This window comes from Kribbella sp. NPDC050281 (assembly GCF_040655855.1).
Classification (GTDB): Bacteria; Actinomycetota; Actinomycetes; order Propionibacteriales; family Kribbellaceae; genus Kribbella.
In genome coordinates, this window is the sequence record NZ_JBFAKS010000005.1 from 233419 (window position 1) to 250885 (window position 17467).

17 protein-coding genes are annotated in these 17467 nt (G+C 67.2%); 4 read left to right on the top strand and 13 right to left on the bottom strand.

Annotation, left to right across the window (positions count from 1 at the left end; translation table 11 throughout):
• Positions 1-2: 2 nt before the first annotated feature.
• The 6 genes from AB0I34_RS08210 to AB0I34_RS08235 all read right to left on the bottom strand — a co-directional run bounded on the left by AB0I34_RS08210 (position 3) and on the right by AB0I34_RS08235 (position 7836).
• A complete protein-coding gene (locus AB0I34_RS08210) occupies positions 3-797 on the bottom strand; it encodes a GNAT family N-acetyltransferase (RefSeq protein WP_360441429.1) in 795 nt (264 codons plus the stop codon).
• A gap of 230 nt (positions 798-1027) precedes the next feature.
• Complete coding sequence (locus AB0I34_RS08215; RefSeq protein WP_360441432.1) at positions 1028-3865, bottom strand: tyrosinase family protein; 2838 nt, start codon at positions 3863-3865, stop codon at positions 1028-1030.
• 158 nt (positions 3866-4023) lie between these two features.
• Positions 4024-4701 (bottom strand): phosphatase PAP2 family protein, encoded by a 678-nt coding sequence (locus AB0I34_RS08220; protein WP_360441435.1) that lies wholly within the window; start codon positions 4699-4701, stop codon positions 4024-4026.
• Positions 4702-4741: 40 nt separating this feature from the next.
• Positions 4742-5419: a response regulator transcription factor gene (locus tag AB0I34_RS08225; RefSeq protein WP_360441438.1), complete on the bottom strand. Its 678-nt coding sequence runs from the start codon at positions 5417-5419 to the stop codon at positions 4742-4744.
• Positions 5420-5474: 55 nt separating this feature from the next.
• The gene (locus AB0I34_RS08230) at positions 5475-6869 is read right to left on the bottom strand and encodes an ATP-binding protein (protein WP_360441441.1); all 1395 of its coding nucleotides are present in this window, start codon (positions 6867-6869) and stop codon (positions 5475-5477) included.
• Positions 6870-7014: 145 nt separating this feature from the next.
• Positions 7015-7836: a PIG-L family deacetylase gene (locus AB0I34_RS08235; protein ID WP_360441444.1), complete on the bottom strand. Its 822-nt coding sequence runs from the start codon at positions 7834-7836 to the stop codon at positions 7015-7017.
• Between the two features lie 138 nt (positions 7837-7974).
• On the opposite strand from AB0I34_RS08235, the gene AB0I34_RS08240 reads away from it, so the two are divergent.
• Both AB0I34_RS08240 and AB0I34_RS08245 read left to right on the top strand, forming a co-directional pair.
• Positions 7975-8967, top strand: coding sequence for a YbhN family protein (locus tag AB0I34_RS08240; protein ID WP_360441447.1), 993 nt, complete (start codon positions 7975-7977; stop codon positions 8965-8967).
• Positions 8964-10079, top strand: coding sequence for a glycosyltransferase family 4 protein (locus AB0I34_RS08245; protein WP_360441450.1), 1116 nt, complete (start codon positions 8964-8966; stop codon positions 10077-10079). Before AB0I34_RS08240 ends, AB0I34_RS08245 begins: the two co-directional genes overlap by 4 nt.
• 8 nt (positions 10080-10087) lie before the next feature.
• Here the strand turns inward: AB0I34_RS08245 and AB0I34_RS08250 are convergent, their stop codons facing one another.
• Together AB0I34_RS08250 and AB0I34_RS08255 are read right to left on the bottom strand one after the other, a co-directional pair.
• Positions 10088-10966 carry an RNA polymerase sigma-70 factor gene (locus AB0I34_RS08250; protein ID WP_360441453.1) on the bottom strand — a complete coding sequence of 293 codons (879 nt, stop codon included), beginning with the start codon at positions 10964-10966 and terminating at the stop codon, positions 10088-10090.
• Entirely contained in the window at positions 10963-11565 is a 603-nt protein-coding gene (locus AB0I34_RS08255) for a carboxymuconolactone decarboxylase family protein (RefSeq protein WP_360441456.1), read from the bottom strand. The genes AB0I34_RS08250 and AB0I34_RS08255 overlap by 4 nt, the downstream gene beginning before the upstream one ends.
• 196 nt (positions 11566-11761) lie before the next feature.
• On the opposite strand from AB0I34_RS08255, the gene AB0I34_RS08260 reads away from it, so the two are divergent.
• Positions 11762-12871 (top strand): epoxide hydrolase family protein, encoded by a 1110-nt coding sequence (locus AB0I34_RS08260; RefSeq protein WP_360441458.1) that lies wholly within the window; start codon positions 11762-11764, stop codon positions 12869-12871.
• 40 nt (positions 12872-12911) lie between these two features.
• Here the strand turns inward: AB0I34_RS08260 and AB0I34_RS08265 are convergent, their stop codons facing one another.
• The gene (locus tag AB0I34_RS08265; protein ID WP_360441461.1) at positions 12912-13670 is read right to left on the bottom strand and encodes an NmrA family NAD(P)-binding protein; all 759 of its coding nucleotides are present in this window, start codon (positions 13668-13670) and stop codon (positions 12912-12914) included.
• A 94-nt stretch (positions 13671-13764) separates the two neighbouring features.
• Between AB0I34_RS08265 and AB0I34_RS08270 the strand changes: the two genes are divergently transcribed.
• Positions 13765-15222 carry a lanthionine synthetase LanC family protein gene (locus tag AB0I34_RS08270; RefSeq protein ID WP_360441464.1) on the top strand — a complete coding sequence of 486 codons (1458 nt, stop codon included), beginning with the start codon at positions 13765-13767 and terminating at the stop codon, positions 15220-15222.
• 26 nt (positions 15223-15248) lie between these two features.
• On the opposite strand, the gene AB0I34_RS08275 is transcribed toward AB0I34_RS08270, so the two are convergent.
• From AB0I34_RS08275 to AB0I34_RS08290, 4 genes are all read right to left on the bottom strand, one after another.
• Positions 15249-15875, bottom strand: a complete 627-nt coding sequence (locus AB0I34_RS08275; protein WP_360441467.1) for a TetR family transcriptional regulator — start codon at positions 15873-15875, stop codon at positions 15249-15251.
• 46 nt (positions 15876-15921) lie between these two features.
• Positions 15922-16212, bottom strand: a complete 291-nt coding sequence (locus AB0I34_RS08280) for an antibiotic biosynthesis monooxygenase (protein WP_360441470.1) — start codon at positions 16210-16212, stop codon at positions 15922-15924.
• A 344-nt stretch (positions 16213-16556) separates the two neighbouring features.
• On the bottom strand, positions 16557-17372 hold the full coding sequence (locus tag AB0I34_RS08285) for an ABC transporter ATP-binding protein (protein WP_360441473.1): 816 nt from the start codon (positions 17370-17372) through the stop codon (positions 16557-16559).
• A gap of 8 nt (positions 17373-17380) precedes the next feature.
• A complete protein-coding gene (locus AB0I34_RS08290) occupies positions 17381-17461 on the bottom strand; it encodes a hypothetical protein (protein WP_360441482.1) in 81 nt (26 codons plus the stop codon).
• Between the last annotated feature and the right edge of the window lie 6 nt (positions 17462-17467).

A 17467-nucleotide genomic window follows, 5' to 3' on the forward strand; every position in this document is an offset into this window, starting at 1 on the left:
CGTCAGGCCTTTCCCGACCGGTGGATCAGTTCCAGACTGCCGCCCGTACGGCGCGCGCCGAGCCCCTCGAACAGCGCCAGAGCGGCTGTGTTGGTCTCGTCGACCTCCGCCGTGGCTGCCTCGAAACCGGAGCGGTGCAGCCCACCGAGCACCTGACTCAGCAACGCCCGGGCGATGCCGTGCCGTTGTTCGGCGGCCAGTACCGCGACCAGCCCGATGCGCGGGCGCCGGGTCATCGTCGCTACCCGGACCAGTCCGACGTACCGATCGTGTCGCCCCGCGACGGTGTACTTCGATGGGTCGAGCGGCCTCGTCCCGCCTTGCCAGGGCAGCACCTCCGCGGGCATTGTCTGCCAGCCGACGGCGGACTCGACTTCGGCGCGAATCGCCCGGTCCAAGTCACGCAACGGAGCCTCCGCCACTGCATCGGCGGTCGCGATCACCACCCCAGCGGGCGCAGCCGTCGTGGGAAGACTCGTGGGTACGACGTACTCCGACTCGCGGCGCCATGTCACGAACCCCGAACGTTCCCAACTGGCGATGAGGTCGTGGTCGGTCTCGTCGACCACCGTGTACCGCGCTGCCGGCTGGTCGGCCAGCATCGCGGCGGCGAGCCGGTCGAAGACAGCGTCGCGCCAGGTGTCGATGCTGAGGAAGGTCCGGCCGTCGAGCCGGCGCGAAGCGTGACCACGGCCGACGACCAGGTCGTTCTCGATCGCGTGCCACTGATTGTCCGCGACGCGCAAGATCGTCACCGCGTGGGCACCGAGGCCCGCACTGTGAGGCAAAGAGTTCATAGGTGTTTCCTCTCGGGAGTGCCGAAGTTCTCGAGGCGCTCCCGGCGACACCTATGTCAGTCGTCCGCCCGTGACCACGAGACGGGGAGCACCCACTGCGTTACAGCGTTCATGGGGTCTCACCTCCAGGTGTGATGTCACGGACCACGGCACGGTACCAACCGGTCCACCGCACCAGCCACCCATTTACAGGGCAGACCAGGAGGGGTGCGACGGTTGCGGGCGCTCAGCTATTTCGGTGGATCGACCGTTGCGATCGAAGTGTTCAGGAACCGAGTGAACGTCTCCATCATGCAGTCGGCATGCGGGTCGGCCTCTTCGCCCGGATCAGCGTGGTCGTGATCGTGGCCGGCCTCCCTGTGCTCGTGCCGGCCGCTGATCGCGTCGTGCTCCGGGCAGTACGAACCCTCGAGGTAGACGCCGAGGTGCCAGCTGCCGGGGGTAGGTCTCTCTTCGACATGGAAGTGTGCCGGACCGTCGCCATGTTCGGAGACGGCGACCTCCTCGTCGATCACCGCTGCCAGCTCTGGCCGCTCTCGCTCCAGAAGCCCCAGCAGGATTGCGGTGTCGATCCGACGGCGGGACCGTTTGTCGCCCGGAACGCGGTACGTCGCACGGCGTGGAATGTCCGCCGGCTCGATCCGTCGGACGGTGTCGGCGACGTCGGTCGCCGGACCGACGAGCCGTCCGAAAACCGAGGTGTCGACGATGCCGCCCGCGAGGGTCGTCGCGGCTACCGAGACTTTGAACCCGTCCGTGCGCTCGACGAGCTCGCGCTCTGGTGCCAGTTCCACCTGCAGCCGGGTCCGGGCATAGATGTTGACGACGATCGCGCAGGCATCGGCGCTGTCGTTGTTCGTGCCGGTCGCGCCGACGTCGAGGCGATGCCGCGCCGGCGAGGGAACTCCGCGTACTGCGCTCATCCGGAGTTTCTGGTCGAGGAGCCGGGCATGACGCGGTCCGCGGACTGGTCCTGCGCTGACGGGAATCATGAGGTCGCCCGGCAGGAACATCGTCATCGCGGTGTCGTCGCGAGCGCGATATGACACCATCAGCCGCCATTGCCCGACCCAGCAGGAAGCATCCGCGCTGTCGCGTTGGAGGACGAGAGTCAGGCGGCCGTTCGATCGGCTGACCGTCACGTCGGGTGTTCGGCCGCAGCCGCAACTGCCGCCGCCATGGCCCGCATGGCCGCTGTGTTGGCCAGCCGTCCCGTCCGGTCGCTGCGCCGCCAGGCTGTGGCCGGATCCATCGGCGTAGACGGTGGTGCCGTCCGGTGCCTGGAGATGGAACGACCAGTTCGGGTCGCTGAAGTCCATGCCCTGGGTGGTGATCAGGAACGCGTCTTCGCCGCTCGTCGCCCAGAATTCCAGGTGGGTGTGCTCGCCTGCGTAGAGCTCGATGACCGGGTCGAAGACGGTGCTGAAGCCGATTGCGCGGGCGAGAGCGTTCGAGTAGAACTTGTCGATCGTGCCCGCGTTCTCGCCGTGGAAGACCTGGCTGAAGCCCAGCGTCCGGCCTTTCGCAACCATGGCGGCCAGCGTCGGGTAGTCGACGTCCGCCGCAGTCCCGAAACCCATCGCGAAGATCGCTGTATTGGCGAACGAGCCGTCGGGGATGGACGTCATCGGCGATCCGGAGGTCAGCATCCCGTCGGTCAGCATGGCCAGGTAGCGAGGCTCGTCCGCCGGGATCCAGCTGTCCGGCGGCTCGACGAGCGTGTCCTCCACGTCCTGAAGCGCGTCGGCCAGCGGCGTCCCTCCGCTCGGCGTCATGCCGGCGACCACGCCGTCGAACGTCGCCTTGCTGTAGGACGTGCCCGGCTTGATCAGGCCGTACGGCGTGCCGGGAAAGACCGAGCTGAAGTCGTTCGAGACCAGCGAGCGGAACGTCTTGATCCCCGTGGTGACGTAGATCGCGCCACTTTGCTGGACCGTCTCGGCGTCCTGCAGGAAGGCCGATACGCCGCGTTTCGCCGCTTCCCACTTGGTGACCGTGCCGCTGCCCGTCATCGGGTCCGGAGTCAGCGCGGCCATGCTGCCGGTGCGGTCGAGTCCGATGCCGATCACTGCCAGCGAGTCATAGGTGTAGCCGTACGCGGCCCGGTAGTTCAGTGTGTCCTGATTCCGGACCGTGCCGATCGCGGAGGTGTCCGGCATGACGATCGTCGGAAACGACACGGTCGAGGAGTAGCCGGCGATGGTGCCGACCCATGGGTACATCGGGTCGGCCGGGCCGTGTTCGGGCTTGGCGCCGACCAACGGATAGTCGGTCGCATGGCCGTCGGACTGCCACATCGCCCACAGCCGGTCGATGTTGCAGTGGTGGAGGTAGAACATCGGATCGAACGGCGAGATCGCCGGTTTGCCCATATGGCCGCCGATGTAGCCGTGCATGCCGTTGTGGAGTTGACTACCGGAGGGAACCGGGGTCCCGAACTCGTTGCGGCCGGTTTCAAGGATGACCTGGAAGTTGCGGTAGCCGGTCTGGCCGAGCACACTCCGAAGGTCTGCGGCCGACGGCAGGCCGCCGAAACCGCCCACGGTGCGCTTGAGTCCACCGGCCGAGGTCCCGAAATCGGGATGCAGGTTCCAGCCGTTGAGCCCGGCCGGATACCAGGGCGGCAGGGGCGTCGGATTGCCTGCGCTTCCCGGCCTGTCCGGGGCGAAATAGCCACTGCTGACGATCTGGGACCCAGCCGAGCCGTTCGGCCCGAGGAACGTGTCGACGAATAACGGCGTGGGGTCTGTCCAGTCCCAGTACGGCAACATCACTCCGGCGACATAGCTTTGCAGCTGGAGTTCGAACCGGTACAGGAAGTAGCGATGCCAGCTGAGGAAGCTGTAGGAGCCGGTGCCACCGTGCCCAAAGTTGACCGTCAGGGTCGAACCTGGCGCCCGGCCCCGTTGGATCATCTGATGCATGGCGACGTACTCGTCCCACCGGCTGTACTGGGCGGCCGGAGCCGCGGCCGGATTGACGATGTCGGCCTTCATCAGGACGCACGCTTTGACGAAGTTCTCTCGCTCGGTCGCGGTGAGGAACTTGGCGTTCTTGCGGATACCCATGACCTGGCCCCCCGGCTGGATCGGCACGTGTCGCAAGCGCCCGAGCGACATCGCGAACATCCCCTATCTACGGAGTACTCGCATCCGCCGCTTGATACACGATCCAGCGCGCGTGCAGTCCGACTGCCCGCTCCTGTTGGCCATTGCCTGCAGCAACATCAGGTACGGCGGTCCCGGACAAAGCGGGCCACGTTCAAGACGATCACCAGCCACACGATCGCGACCGTCCAGCCGGCGAGTACGTCGGTCGCCCAGTGGTAGCCGAGGTAGACGCGGCTCAGCCCGATGCCGATGCTCATCACCACCGCGCCCGCGAGAATCGCGGTCCGGTTCCGGAGTGATCTGATTCTGGCCAGCACCAAGGCGGCCACCGTGAGGAAGAAGACCGTCGAGTTCAGCGCGTGACCGGACGGGAACGCGAACGTGTTCGAGACGGGACCCAGGACGACAGTGACATCCGGACGGGCGCGTCCGATGAGGAGTTTCAGGCCACTCGACAAGGCTGAGGAACCGATCATTGCCACCAGCAGCACCGCAGGAGTGCGCCATGTCCGGGTCCAGCGCCACAAGATCACCGCGGCGACGAGCGTCAGGGTCACGAGCACCGGCGGGTTGCCCACGAAGGTCAGCCCGCGTGCCACAGCGGTGAGGACCGGAGTCCGATGCGACACCGCTTCTGCTGTCAGCTCGGGATCGAAGGCAGCCAACCCGTCTGCCTCGGTCGCCGCGTCGGCCAAGCCGATCAGCCCGAGCGTCCCGGCCACCACCACGGCCGCGCTCGCGACGAGCACGGCGTACCGGCGCCAGGCCCCGGTGGTCCCGTCCGTTGACGTCATTCAGCCGCCTTGTTCTCGATCACTATCTTCTGCCGATGTCTCAACCGCCCTCGGGGTCGAGTCGGTAGCCCATCCCGCGGACGGTTTCGATCGCGTGCCGGCTGAAGGGCGTGTCGAGCTTGAGGCGCAGGTACCGGATGTAGACCTCGACGACGTTCGGATCGCCTTCGAACGCGGGATCCCAGACGTTCTCGAGGATCTCGGTCTTGCTGACCGTGTCTCCGCGGTGCCGCATCAGGAACTCCAGCAGGCCGTACTCCCGTGGCGTCATGCTGATCTCACGACCGCCGCGCTCGACCCTCCGCCTGGCTGGGTCGAGGATCAGATCGCCTGCCGTCAGGACGACCGGACGTTCCGGCCCACCGCGGCGGATCAGCGCACGGAGCCGGGCCACCAGGATCAGGAAGCTGAAGGGTTTGGTCAGGTAGTCGTCCGCGCCCAGGTCGAACGCGTCGGTCTGGTCGTACTCGCCGTCCTTGGCGGTCAGCATCAGCACCGGGGTCCAGACGCTGCGCGAGCGGAGCTCCTCGAGCACTTTGTACCCGCTGAGCTTGGGCAGCATGATGTCGAGCACGATGACGTCGTAGCTCTGCTCGGTCGCGGCCCACACCGCGTCCTCACCGTTGTGGACGACTTCGACCACGAACCCGGCATCGCTCAGACCGCGGCGAACCGTCTCGGCCAGCCGGACCTCGTCCTCGACAATCAGCACCCGCATGGTTCCAGTGTCATCCGCCGCCGCTGAGAATCCGCTGAGCGGCTTACTGGGCGGCTCACCGGGTCGGGAGCGTGACAGTGGCGGTGGTGCCGCCGGTGGTGGCGGACGTGAGGGTGATGGCGCCTTGATGCGCCTTGGTGATCTCCTGGACGATCGAGAGGCCGAGGCCGGAGCCGCCGCTGGCGCGCGCACGGCTGGTGTCGAGGCGGACGAAGCGCTCGAAGACCCGGAAGCGTTCGTTCTCGGGGATGCCGTCTCCGTCGTCCTCGATGGTGATGATCGCGTGGCCGTTCTCCTCGGTGGTGGCGAGGCGCACTGTGCTGTGGGCCGCCCTGGCCGCGTTGTCGACCAGGTTGCGAATGAGCTGGCTCAGACGCAGCGGATCGCCGAGGACTCGGACCGGATGAATGTCGCTGGTCACCGTGAGGTCGACGGTGGACTTGCGCAGCCGCTGGACCTCGACCTGGACCAGGTCGTCGAGATCGACGTCGGTCCGCTGCATCCGCAGGCCGGCATCGTCCGCCTTGGCGAGCAGGAGGAGATCCTCGACCAGTCGCCGCATCCGTTCCGTCTCGGCTTCCATCACCTGGCGCAGCTCCTGCCACGCCTTTCCGGTCGTGTCCGCCTCGACGACTTCCAGGGCCGCGGTCAAGGTGGCCAGTGGTGACCTGAGCTCGTGACTGGCATCGGACACGAAGCGTCGCTGCGTCGCTTGCCCGGTCTGCAGGCGGTCGAGCATCTCGTTCATGGTCACTGCGAGTCTGGCGATCTCGTCCTGCGTCTCAGGCACCGGAACTCGCTCCGTCAGGTCGTTCGACTCGATGCCCTGCACCCGTACCCGGATCCGCTCGACCGGTCCGAGTGCCTGACCGACCAGGAGCCATCCGGCGACGCCGACCACGACCAGCAGCACCGGGAATCCCACCAGGAGGTACTTGGTCACCGTGGTCACTGTCTCCCGCTGAGTCTCCACCGACGACGCGACGACCACGGTGTACGTCTGTCCGCCGTACTCAGCGCCTCGGGCCACGATCAGATAGTCGTGGTCGTCGTCGATCAGCGGCATCTCGCCGACCTCGGCCCGCTCTATCACGCCTGGTCCGGGGCGTAGACCAGTCAGCGCGGTGTTGTCCGCCCGGGCCGATGACGCAGCGACAACCTGGCCGGAGGCATCCAGCACCTGGATCAACTGGCTGGCGCGGGTCGACTCCGCGAGGTCTGCGCTCAGCGTGGAAACACCTTCTTCGCCGACTTGCGAGGCCACCTCAGCGGCGCGCCCGTCCGCCGCGTCGGACACGCTCGTGATCAGCGCGCGCTGGAGAAGCAGGAGGAGTACGGCGGCACCCAGAGCCATCGCGACGGCGACGACGATGACAGCTGCCGCGGTGGACCTGCTGCGGACACTGGCACGGCTGAGTCGCAGGCTCGCCTTGCGCAGTGCGGACAACACGCGGGCTCCTTCCCTCCGGATGGCGCCCACTCGCGATGGGGTCTCCACACTGCCCATCGTCCCAGGTCAGGGACTGGATCGGTGGCAGCCGGTCAGCGGGATCCCAGTGTGGGCACAGCGCCGCTGAGAGCCGCCTGAGAGGTGATCACCGGAGCGTCGCGAACAGGTCGTCCAGCGGAGCGCCTGGCGTCCGGCCGTGTTCGACGTACCACTCCCGCCCGAGTATGCGCCGGAACAGCCACCGCGGCAGCTTGAGCAACAGGCCGAGCGTCCGCGCTCCGCCGTCCGAGCTCGCCTGGCTGGCGTGCGCCTCGAACGACCGACGTTTCTGCACCGCATACGCGCGCACGTCGACGCAGTGCGTGATCGACGACGCCGGCGAGTACGCGTGGTCGTAGTCGGCGGCGCGGACTGCGGGCAGTACGCCGGGAATCGCCTCGACCAGTCGTACGAGCCGGCGGATCAGCCGGCGATCGATCGTTGCCTCCAGCACGAGCGGCGTACCGGCCTGTCTGGCTGCGTACACGCCGACGGCATGCACCTGCTGGTGATCGGGATGCCCGTAGCCGCCGGCCGGATCGTAGATCGTGAGTGCGTCGGCCCGTTCCGCTCGCAGCAGTTCGATCAGCGGCGCCGCAGCCTGCTCGATCTCGAGCCGGCTGAACGCCCCGTCTGCCACCGGACCCGTCGACCCCGAGTCCGTGAATCCGAACCGCACAACTCGGGCACACCCGAGCGCCGCCGCCGATCGCTCCAGCTCGTCCCGCCGGTACGACGCCAGCCGTCCAGCCGACCGGTACGACGAAGCGGTCGCACCTGCCTCGCCGTCGGTGGCGACCGCCAGGACGACGCGATGTCCTTCCGCGGCGAGCCGGGCCAGCGTGCCGCCCATCAGCAGCGCCTCGTCGTCGGGATGGGCGTGAAAGGCCACGAGCGTGTACCGGGCGGCGCCTGTCGACTGCACCATGCTTCGAGCATCGCACGGTCGCCGCAGCCGGCGCAGTTGCTCTCAGCACCTTCTCAGTGGACGCGTTCCAACCTTGATCGCGATGGACGGCAGCGGACCGATGGCGGGGTGACGGTGGACGGCGCGAGGTGGCGGCGGGTGGTGACGTCGGTGCTCAGTGGGCTGCTGACCGCGGCCTTGGTGGTGTTCCTGCCCCGGGCAGTGGGCTCGACCTGGACCGATGTCGGGTCGGTACTCGGCCGAATCTCGGTCCCATCCCTGCTGGCACTCACGATCGTGTGGATCGCTGGGCTGTGGGCGCATTCGTTCGTCCTGTCCGCATCCCTGCCAGGACTGACGAAGCGCCGCGGCCTGACGTTGAGTCTGACGGGCAGCGCGGTGGCCAACGTCCTTCCGCTGGGCGGCGCGGCCGGTACGGCCCTGAACTTCGCGATGGTCCGCCGCTGGGGCTTCAGCTCGGTGGCGTTCGGTGGCTTCCTCGCGGTGACCACCTTGCTCAACCTTGTCTCCAAGCTCGGCGTGATCGCGCTCGCGCTTGCGCTGATGCCGATCCTGCACAGCGCGTCCGCGTTCGGCTCCGGGAGCCTGCTGTTCATCCCGGTCCCGGCCGTAGTCGTTGTTTGTGTCTGGATCCTGGCGGACGAGCGAGCCGCAGCCATCGTCGGCGCAGCCCTCGACAAGCCGATCGGAGTCTTCCGGGCCTCGAACCTGGCCGTACGGATCCCTGACTTGCGACGCTCGATTCTCCGGATCGTGCGATCGGGTTGGCGTCCGATGACCGTCGGGATGCTCGCCTACCTCGCCCTGCAGTTGGCACTGCTGTGGCTCTGTTTCCAGGTGCTCGGCGTCGCGCTGGGGTTGCCAGTGCTCTTCACGGCGCTGGCCGTCGAGCGACTGCTGACCCTCGTTCCGATCACCCCCGGTGCGGCCGGGGTTGTCGAAGTGGGCACCACTGCGGCGCTCGTTGCTCTCGGTGGCGACCCGGCCGGCGTCGCCGCCGGCCTGCTGCTGTTCCGCGGCTTCACGTACCTCATGGAGATCCCTGTCGGTGGACTCACGTTGGCGATCTGGCTCGCTGCCCAGCGTCGACGCGGTCAGGACCGGAGCGAGCTGGAAGCACTGGCCGGATGAGGATCGCCATGGTCAGCGACTGCTACCTCCCGAGACTCGGCGGAATCGAACTCCAGGTCCACGACCTCGCCGCACAGCTCATCACGGCCGGCCATCAGGTCACCGTGTTCACGACGGCCGAGGGTCCGCCCGCGGCCGGCGACGTACCCGTCGTGCGCCTTCCCGCGCTGGCTGGAGCGCCGTTGCCATCGGCAATCGAACGGCTTCGGGACGAGCTGAGCAGCTTCGATGTCGTCCACTCGCATTCGTCCTTGCTCTCACCGTTGGCCTGGCAGGCCGCGCGACTCGCCCGAGCGGCGATCGTCACGCTGCACTCGTTGCCGAGTGCATCGATGCCATGGCCGGTGGCGTGGGTTGACCGGTACGTCGGCGACGTCCGGTGGACCGCGGTCAGCGAGGCCGTGGCCGGCGTACTCAGGCGATCGCTGCCCGGTCGATCGGTCGGCGTGTTGCACAACGGGATCGAGCCGGGCCCGTGGCGGCAGCCGCGCCGAGCAGAGCATCCCCTCACCATCGTGAGCACGATGCGACTCACCCGTCGCAAGCGTCCGATGGCTCTCGTTCGTACCCTGGAGAACATCCGAAGACTCCTGCCTTCCGAGATCCCTGTCCGTGCGGCGATCATCGGATCCGGACCGCTTGCAGGCGCCGTGGCGACAGCGGTACGACGGCGTGGGCTGACCGGCTGGGTCGATCTGCCCGGGCGCCTTACCAGGTACGAGATCCAGCAGCTCTATGCGGCCGCGGACGTGTACCTCGCTCCGGCCGAGTTGGAGTCCTTCGGGGTTGCGGCCCTGGAGGCACGGTGCGCTGGTCTACCCGTTGTGGCGATGGCATCCGGCGGTGTCGGCGAATTCGTCCGGTCCGGGGTCGAGGGTTACCTCGTCGACAGCGACGTTCGGATGGCGGAGGCCGCGGCCGCGCTGCTGACCGACACCGCGGTCTTGTCGCGCATTCAGGAACACAACCAGCACACGGATCCCGTGATGACCTGGAACAAGGTCGTCACCGAGCATCTGACGGCGTACCAGACTGCGCGGGCTTCCTCCATCGCGCGCGGTGAGCGGCCGGCGCAGCTCGTCGGGGAGTGGCTGGATCTCGAGAGTGTCTGACGCGTAGGTCATTTGGCCAGCAGTGTTTCCCGATCGAGACGGGTCAGTTTCTCCGGGTTGGCGATCCCGTAGATCCCTGTGATGCGGCCGCCCGCGACTTGCACGCTGGCCACACCGACGGGTTGGCCGTCGAGGTCGATCCTGACCGCCGGCGCGCCGTTGACCCACGTGGCGTGTACGGCGAGGCCGTCGTACCTGCCCACTGCGGCCAAGGCATCCGCCACGCGCTTGGCTCCCTCAATCGGCCGTCGGGCCGCAGGAGCCAGCCCACCGCCGTCGCCCACTGCCACCACGTCCGGGGCCAGCACAGTCAGGAGTGCATCGACGTCCCCGGTCCGGATCGCGACGAGGAACCGCTCGACGACCTCCTCCTGTTCCGCGCGGGTGACCCGGGTCCGCGGGCGTCGGGCTGCCACGTGCCGGCGCGCTCGGTGGGCGATCTGCCGGACGGTCGCCGGAGTCTTGTCGAGCGCCTCTGCGATCTCGTCGTACGGCACCGCGAAGACCTCGCGCAGCACGAACACGGCCCGCTCGGTCGGACCTAGCGTCTCCAACACGGTGAGCATGGCAATCGAGACGCTGTCCGCGAGCGCGACATCATTGGCAACGTCAGGGGTGGTCAGCAGCGGCTCGGGCAGCCACTGGCCGACATACTTCTCGCGAAGGCGCGAGAGCGTCCGCATCCGGTTGAGCGCCTGCCGGGTGACGATCCGGATCAGGAACGCGCGGGGGCTGTGTACCTGCCGTTGGTCGACGTCGGACCACTGCAGCCAGCTCTCCTGGACGACGTCCTCGGCGTCGGCCGCCGAGGAGAGCATCTCGTAGGCGACGGTGAAGAGCAGGCTGCGATGAGCCTCGAACTCCTCGGTGCCATTCGGTGTGCTCACGACTGCGACGCTACGCCGGTCGCAGACCGCGAGGGCTCTGTCAGTGGGCGGAGGCCGCACGCCGCCGCGAATCCCTGAGACTCGAAGGGCCCGATCGCGATGTTCATTCGAGCAGCCATGTTCGCCAGCGTGATGTAGGCGGTCAGCTCCAGCAGGGCCGGTGCCCCGAGACTCTTCAACAACCTGGCCGAGAGTTCATCTGTCACCGTCGGCGGCGTCTGGCTCATCGCCTCGGCGTACTCCATCACGTCACGCTCGAGCGGGGTGAAGACGACGGACTCGCGCCAGCCCGGCACCTCGCGGGCCTTCTTCACGTCGAGGCCGTCGTGGTTCGCCATGAAATAGCCAAGGTCGAGGCAGAACCTGCAGCCGATCAGAGCCATGGTCGCCATATGGGCGAAGGCCTTGAGGTTCTCGTCGCACTCGCTCCACTTCTTCGCCTTCTTCGACAGGCCCATCATGGTCATCAGAACCGGCTTGTTGTGCCACATCACTTCCAGCTGCTCCGGTACGTCGCCCAACATCTTCCGGCTGACTCTCTTGGCTACCGCGCCGAGAACTCCGGTGATCTCGGTCTTGGGGATCCTGGTCTCGGACATCTCGTCTCCTGGTTGCGTTGGTTGGACCATCGGTCACCCCATGAGTCACCGGAGACGGACGAGATGTGACATCCGGTCAAGCTCTTCGCCGCCCACGGCACCGCGTGACCGGGCTCCTGGTGCCGGCGATCCCAGGAACGACGGTCGCTAGCTTGGCTTGCGCGGGAGCATCGTTGCAGCATCCAGAGGAGGAAACGTGAGCACGTTCGAGGTTGCCGAGTTCGCCATCGCGGTGCCGGACGACGACGTCGTAGATCTGTCCCGTCGCCTGTCGTCGATGCGCTGGCCCAGATCATGGCCCGAGCCCGCCTGGTTGGCAGGAACCGACCGCGATGTCCTCGCACACCTGGTCGCCCACTGGGCCGACGGATTCGACTGGCGCAGTCACGAGCGACGCCTGAATGCTGAGCCGCAGCGAATCGCCACCGTCAGTGGACAGCGGGTTCACTTCCTCCACGTCCGCGCGGACGAGCCGACCGGCCTTCCGATGATCCTCACCAACGGGTGGCCGAGCACCTTCGCCGAGATGATCCCACTGGCGCACCGGATCGCCGGCCTCGGACACGACGTCGTCGTACCGTCTCTGCCGGGGTTCACGTTCTCCGATCAGCCGGCCGAGGCTCCGGCCGCGGTTCCGACGTACGAGCTCTGGCATCGCCTCATGGTGGGTCTCGGCTACGACCGCTACCTAGCGCACGGAGGTGACCTCGGAGCCGGGATCACCTCGCGTCTCGGGGCCGCCCATCCGGAAGCAGTCGCAGGCATCCATCTGATGGCTGTGATGGCGGCCATCGACCACAGCGACCTCACGGCAGCAGAGGAGGCCTACCTGTCGGGGATCGAATCCTGGACCAGCGACGGCGGCGCCTACCAGCATCAGCAGCAGACTCGGCCCCTGACGCTGACGTACGGCCTGAGCGACTCGCCGGCTGGTCTGCTGGCCTGGATCCTCGAGAAGTACCGAGCCTGGAGCGACTGCGGCGGAGACATCAGCGCTCGATGGACCGATGACGAGATCCTGGTGCAGGCCTCGCTCTACTGGTTCACCAACACGATCGGTACGTCGTTCCGGCCGTACTTCGACTACGTGGCGCATCCGATGCCGCGGCCCGTGATGGGCGACCTGCCGACCGCAATCGCCGCATTCCCGTACGACATCGCCGTACCGCCGCGTGAGTACGCCGAGCGCACCTACCACGTCGTGCGCTACACCCGCTTCGACCACGGCGGGCACTTCGCACCGCATGAGGAGCCGGGTCCACTCGCCCGAGACATCCACGACTTCGCCGCAACCCTGTCTGCTTGACCAGGTGACTGTGAACAGGTTGTTCCGTGTCCGCAGATGGTCACACGGCGAAGCGTCGGGCGAACTCGACGACGTTGGTCGGCCGGACACCGGGGTAGCGCTCGTTGTCGGGTGGATCGAGCTTGGCTTTGCCCGTGATCATCGCCCAGAGGTACTGCAAGGCAACGAAGTCCTCCGGGCCGGACGCGCCGGCCTTGCGGCGCTCGATCTCCGCAGCCAGTTCGTCGGCGGTGCCTTGCCTCCGCAGTTCGAGGCTTCGGCCGGATCCACGCTCCAGCGCTGCGTGGAACTCCTTCATGGTCAGTACGTCGCCGGCGACCCGAACCGGTCGCCCGGTAGTGCCGGGATCAAGTGCAACAGCAGCCGTGTACGCCGCCGTGTCCGCGACGGTCGTGAAGTCGCACGGCTGATCGCCGTCACCCCACAGGCTGAAGGTCGCGTTCGTCCAGTCGACGATCTCGAGGAAGGGTGCCGTCATCACCTCGACAAAGGCGCCGTTCAGGACCGACGTCACTGCGACGGGGCTGCCGGCGAACGCCGCGTGCGCCTTCCGCCGGTGATCGAGGAACACGTTGTCCCCCTCGTCGAGCCGGAACATGCTCGGAGCGAGGTCCTCGGGGGCACCGGACACCGAACCCTCGACGATGATCGCTCCCTGGTCTGCGAGTGCCCGGGCCACGTCGGCTTTGCCGGCCGTGGGCCGAACCAACGCACGGGTACGTACGCCTTGTCCCAGCAGGCTCCGCACGATCTCGCTGCCCAGCCTGCCCGTCGCCCCGGCCACGAATACAACTGTCACTGCCGTTCTCCCTGTCAGCTTTGAATTTGGCGTGTTCGGCAGCGACGCTAGACCTTGAAATCAGTGACAAGGTCAAGCCGAGAAGGTGGCATGGATGCGCATCGGGGAGCTGTCCCGGCGAACGGGCGTCGACGAGCAACTACTGCGGTACTACGAGAAGCAGGGTCTGCTGCACCCGGAGCGGTCGTCGAACGGCTATCGCGTCTACACGCAAGCAGACGTCCCCTGTGCCGGCACCGACCTGAGCCGCGAATCGCGGCCACACGGCCACCGTCGACTCACCCTCACGAAGCCCAGCTACCAACCCGAACGGGTCTCGCCGAAGTCGGCGAGTGTCCGCAACGTAAACTGTCCCGCCGTGGGGACGCCAGACCGTGCGGCACGGGCCGAAGGGGTGACGCGCGTTGCGCGAGGGGCGGCTGACTGGTTGGTCGGCACCGTTGCCGACAGCAAGGACCCGTCGCTCTACCATGGCTTGGCCGGGATCGTGCTCGCGCTGCAGGAAGCGGCGCAGCACTTCGGCGACGATCGCTATGACCATGCGGTGACAGCGGGCGTGGATGCTCTGACCGCGAGTGTCGAGAGTCTTGAGGACTCGTCGCTGTACTTCGGCTTGGCCGGCGTCGCCGCTGGACTGCGGGCACTTGGCAGTCCCGATGCGGCAGACCGGGCGCTGGGCCGGATTCGGGATCGCTTCGATGGCCAGCGCTGGAGCCCGATGTTCGAACTCTTCGCCGGCAACGCCGGCATGGGGCTCGGCGCACTGTCTGCGGGTGATGTGGACCTGGCCGTTGCTGCGGTGACGCCCTACCTCACGACGGCGGATCGGACGGCCTGCGGCGTGAACTGGCCGGTCCGGCCCTCTCCGCCCCGGTCCCATCACATAGCGCACGGCACCCTGGGCATCGTCTACGCGCTGGCAGCCGTCGGTCGAGCCGCTGACCGGGAGGATCTGATCGACCTTGCCCTCGCCGGAGCAGCAGACGTCGTAGGCCGCAATGAGGCTGGTCCCCACGGCTTCCTCGTACCGCACTCCGACCCGCCGCACCGGCCTGATGTGGTCGAGCGGTTCAGTCTTGGTTGGTGCAATGGTCCGGCGGGCGACGCACAAGTCTTTCGCCTGCTCGCGCAGGTCACTGGAGACTCGGCCTGGATTCGACTCGGTGACAGCTGCTGGCACACGGTCACACAGTCCGGGTTGCCGCGTCGGATCCGCCCGGGCTTCTGGGACAACCACGGGCGGTGCTGCGGAACCGCAGGCGTGCTGGCCCTGGCCTGCGACCGGATCGTGGAACGTGGTGACGACTTCGAGTTCGCCGACGTCCTCGTCGATGACCTCGCGACTCATGCAATCGTCGATGAAGCCGGCGTTCGCTGGTCGAATCATGAGCACCGCGCAGACCCACCAGACCTTGAACCGCGCCCCGGATGGGCCATGGGCAACGCAGGCATCGTTCGCGAATTGCTGCGCTACGCGCGACTGAACGAAGGCGGCGACGGCGACTACGCAATCGTGTGGCCAGACCATCCCGTCACTAACCCGAACCCGTAACGTACCGGCCCTGCCCCGCCCGCCGGTCAGGGCAGTGTTCGGGTCGGGTCCTCGAGCGTGGCCAGTAGTGGTTCGACGGTGGTGAGGGCCTGGTCGACAAGGGCGGCGAGCGGGGTGGCGCCCTCGTCGGCCACCCACCTGCGGGAGGCGGTGAACAGGACCCCCGCGAGCACGAAGGCGACGAGTTCGAGCTGGTAGTCGTCGGGCGGGCGGCCGGTGCGGCCGGCGAGCAGGCCGGTCAGGAGCTCGATGGTCCGGCGCTCCTCGCCTGCGTAACGGGCTTCGAGGGCCGGGACGGTCGCGACGAGCCGCATGCGGGCGAGGGTGAGGTCGCGGTCGGCTTCGGCCGCCGCCACGACCGTGCCCATGGCGGCGCGGACGGTCGCGGTCAGGGGCTCGTCTGCGGGTCGCGCGGCAGCGGTGGTCTCGAAGAGGGGGGAGGCGTCGTTGTCGAGGACGACGTCCTCCTTGGTGGGAAAGTAGCGGTAGAAGGTGGTGGTGGAGGTCTCGGCGGCCTCGGCGATCTGCTCGACGGTGGTGTGCTCGTAGCCCTGGATTTCGAAGAGGTTCAGCGCCGCGGTCTGGATGGCGCGGCGCAGCTTGATCTTCTTCCGTTCCCGCAGGCCCGGGGAGTGATTGGTCGATGCGCTCATTCCGCCGGTCTCTGCTCACAGGCCGACGGGGCGGGTCCGCGGCGGGTCATACGTGCAGCACGACCTCGTAGACGTCGACCGGAGGTTGGGCAACGCCCAGCTCCGTACTCGCCTCATGACGTGCCTGGGCGCCTCGGCCTTCGTTGTTACTGCGCAGGTCGTCGTCGCTGTCCCACAGGGAGATGGTCACGATCTTGCCACTCTGATGATCAGCAAGCAGGTAGAAGCCCTTGAACCCGGGAGCTTCACGGAAGCCGGGGAGTTGCTCCTCGCAGAACGTGAGGAGCCCGGCGAGCTTGTCACCTGCCGCCTCTGTGGAGGCAATTTGAGCGAACATGACGTCCTTTCCAGATCGTGCGGGATGAAAGCCACATCAGACGACCCGACCGACACCAAGATATTTCGGGTCAATGGCACAAACAGTAGCCTAACCCATATTTTGAACGAACCCACGCGGCTGGCAGGTTTCTGAGCAGCAAGCCAGCGGGCGACCGTCGTGTTGATCGAGTCACTGATCTCGTACCTCGGCGGAGCGGTGGGCGCGGTGGCGCTGGGGCAGCTCGCGGTCGCGACCAGCATGGCGGTGGCGTTCGGAGTCGCGAGGTCCTGCTGGCCGTGCCTGACTGTCTGCTGGTCGCCGCGGCTGCACCCACCCGACTCGTGGTCGGCTGATCTCGAGCCTCAGCAGTTCGCAACCGCTACCTGGGCTTGGTTTCGCAGCCCGGCGCGCAGTGGGATGCACATCGGTTTACCACTGACCGGGTGTGGGACGACTTTGGACTCGACTCCGAAGACGTCGCGGATGGTGTCGCAGGTGAAGACGTCTTCGGGGGTGCCTTGGGTGACGAGGCTGCCGGATTTCATCACGAAGACGTGGTCGGCGTATTCGGCGGCCATGTTGAAGTCGTGCAGCACCATCGCGACGGTTTTGCCTTGGTCCTGGTTGAGCTGGTGCAGCAGGTCGAGTACTTCGAGTTGGTAGGCGACGTCGAGGTAGGTGGTGGGTTCGTCGAGCAGGATCAGGTCGGTGCCTTGGGCGAGGCAGAGCGCGATCCAGACGCGTTGGCGTTGGCCACCCGACAGTTGGTCGACGTGTTGGTGGCGTAGTTCGGCGGTGCTGGTGACGTCCATGGCCCATTCGACGGTGTCTTTGTCGGCCTGGCTGGGGACCTTGAGGGAGGTGCGGTGGGGGTGGCGGCCGAACCAGACCAGGTCCTCGACCGAGATCGACTCGGGCGTGACCAGGACCTGGGGCAGGATCGCCAACAGCCGGGCGACTTCCTTGGTGGGGGTGTCCTGGATCGATTTGCCGTCCAGGATGACACTGCCCTTGGCCGGTGGCAGCAGCCGGGCCAGGGCCCGTAGCGCGGTGCTTTTGCCGGAGCCGTTGGGGCCGATCAGGACGCTGACCTTCCCGTCGGGGATGGTCAGGGTCAGGTCGTGGGCGATGACGTTGTGGTCATAGGCGAGCTGGACGCCTTGTGCCTGCAGACGCATGGCGGTTCCTACTTTCCGGTCTTCACGAGCAGGTAGAGGAAGTACGGGCCCCCGACGACCGCTGTCACCAGGCCGGCCGGGATCTCCAGCGGCGG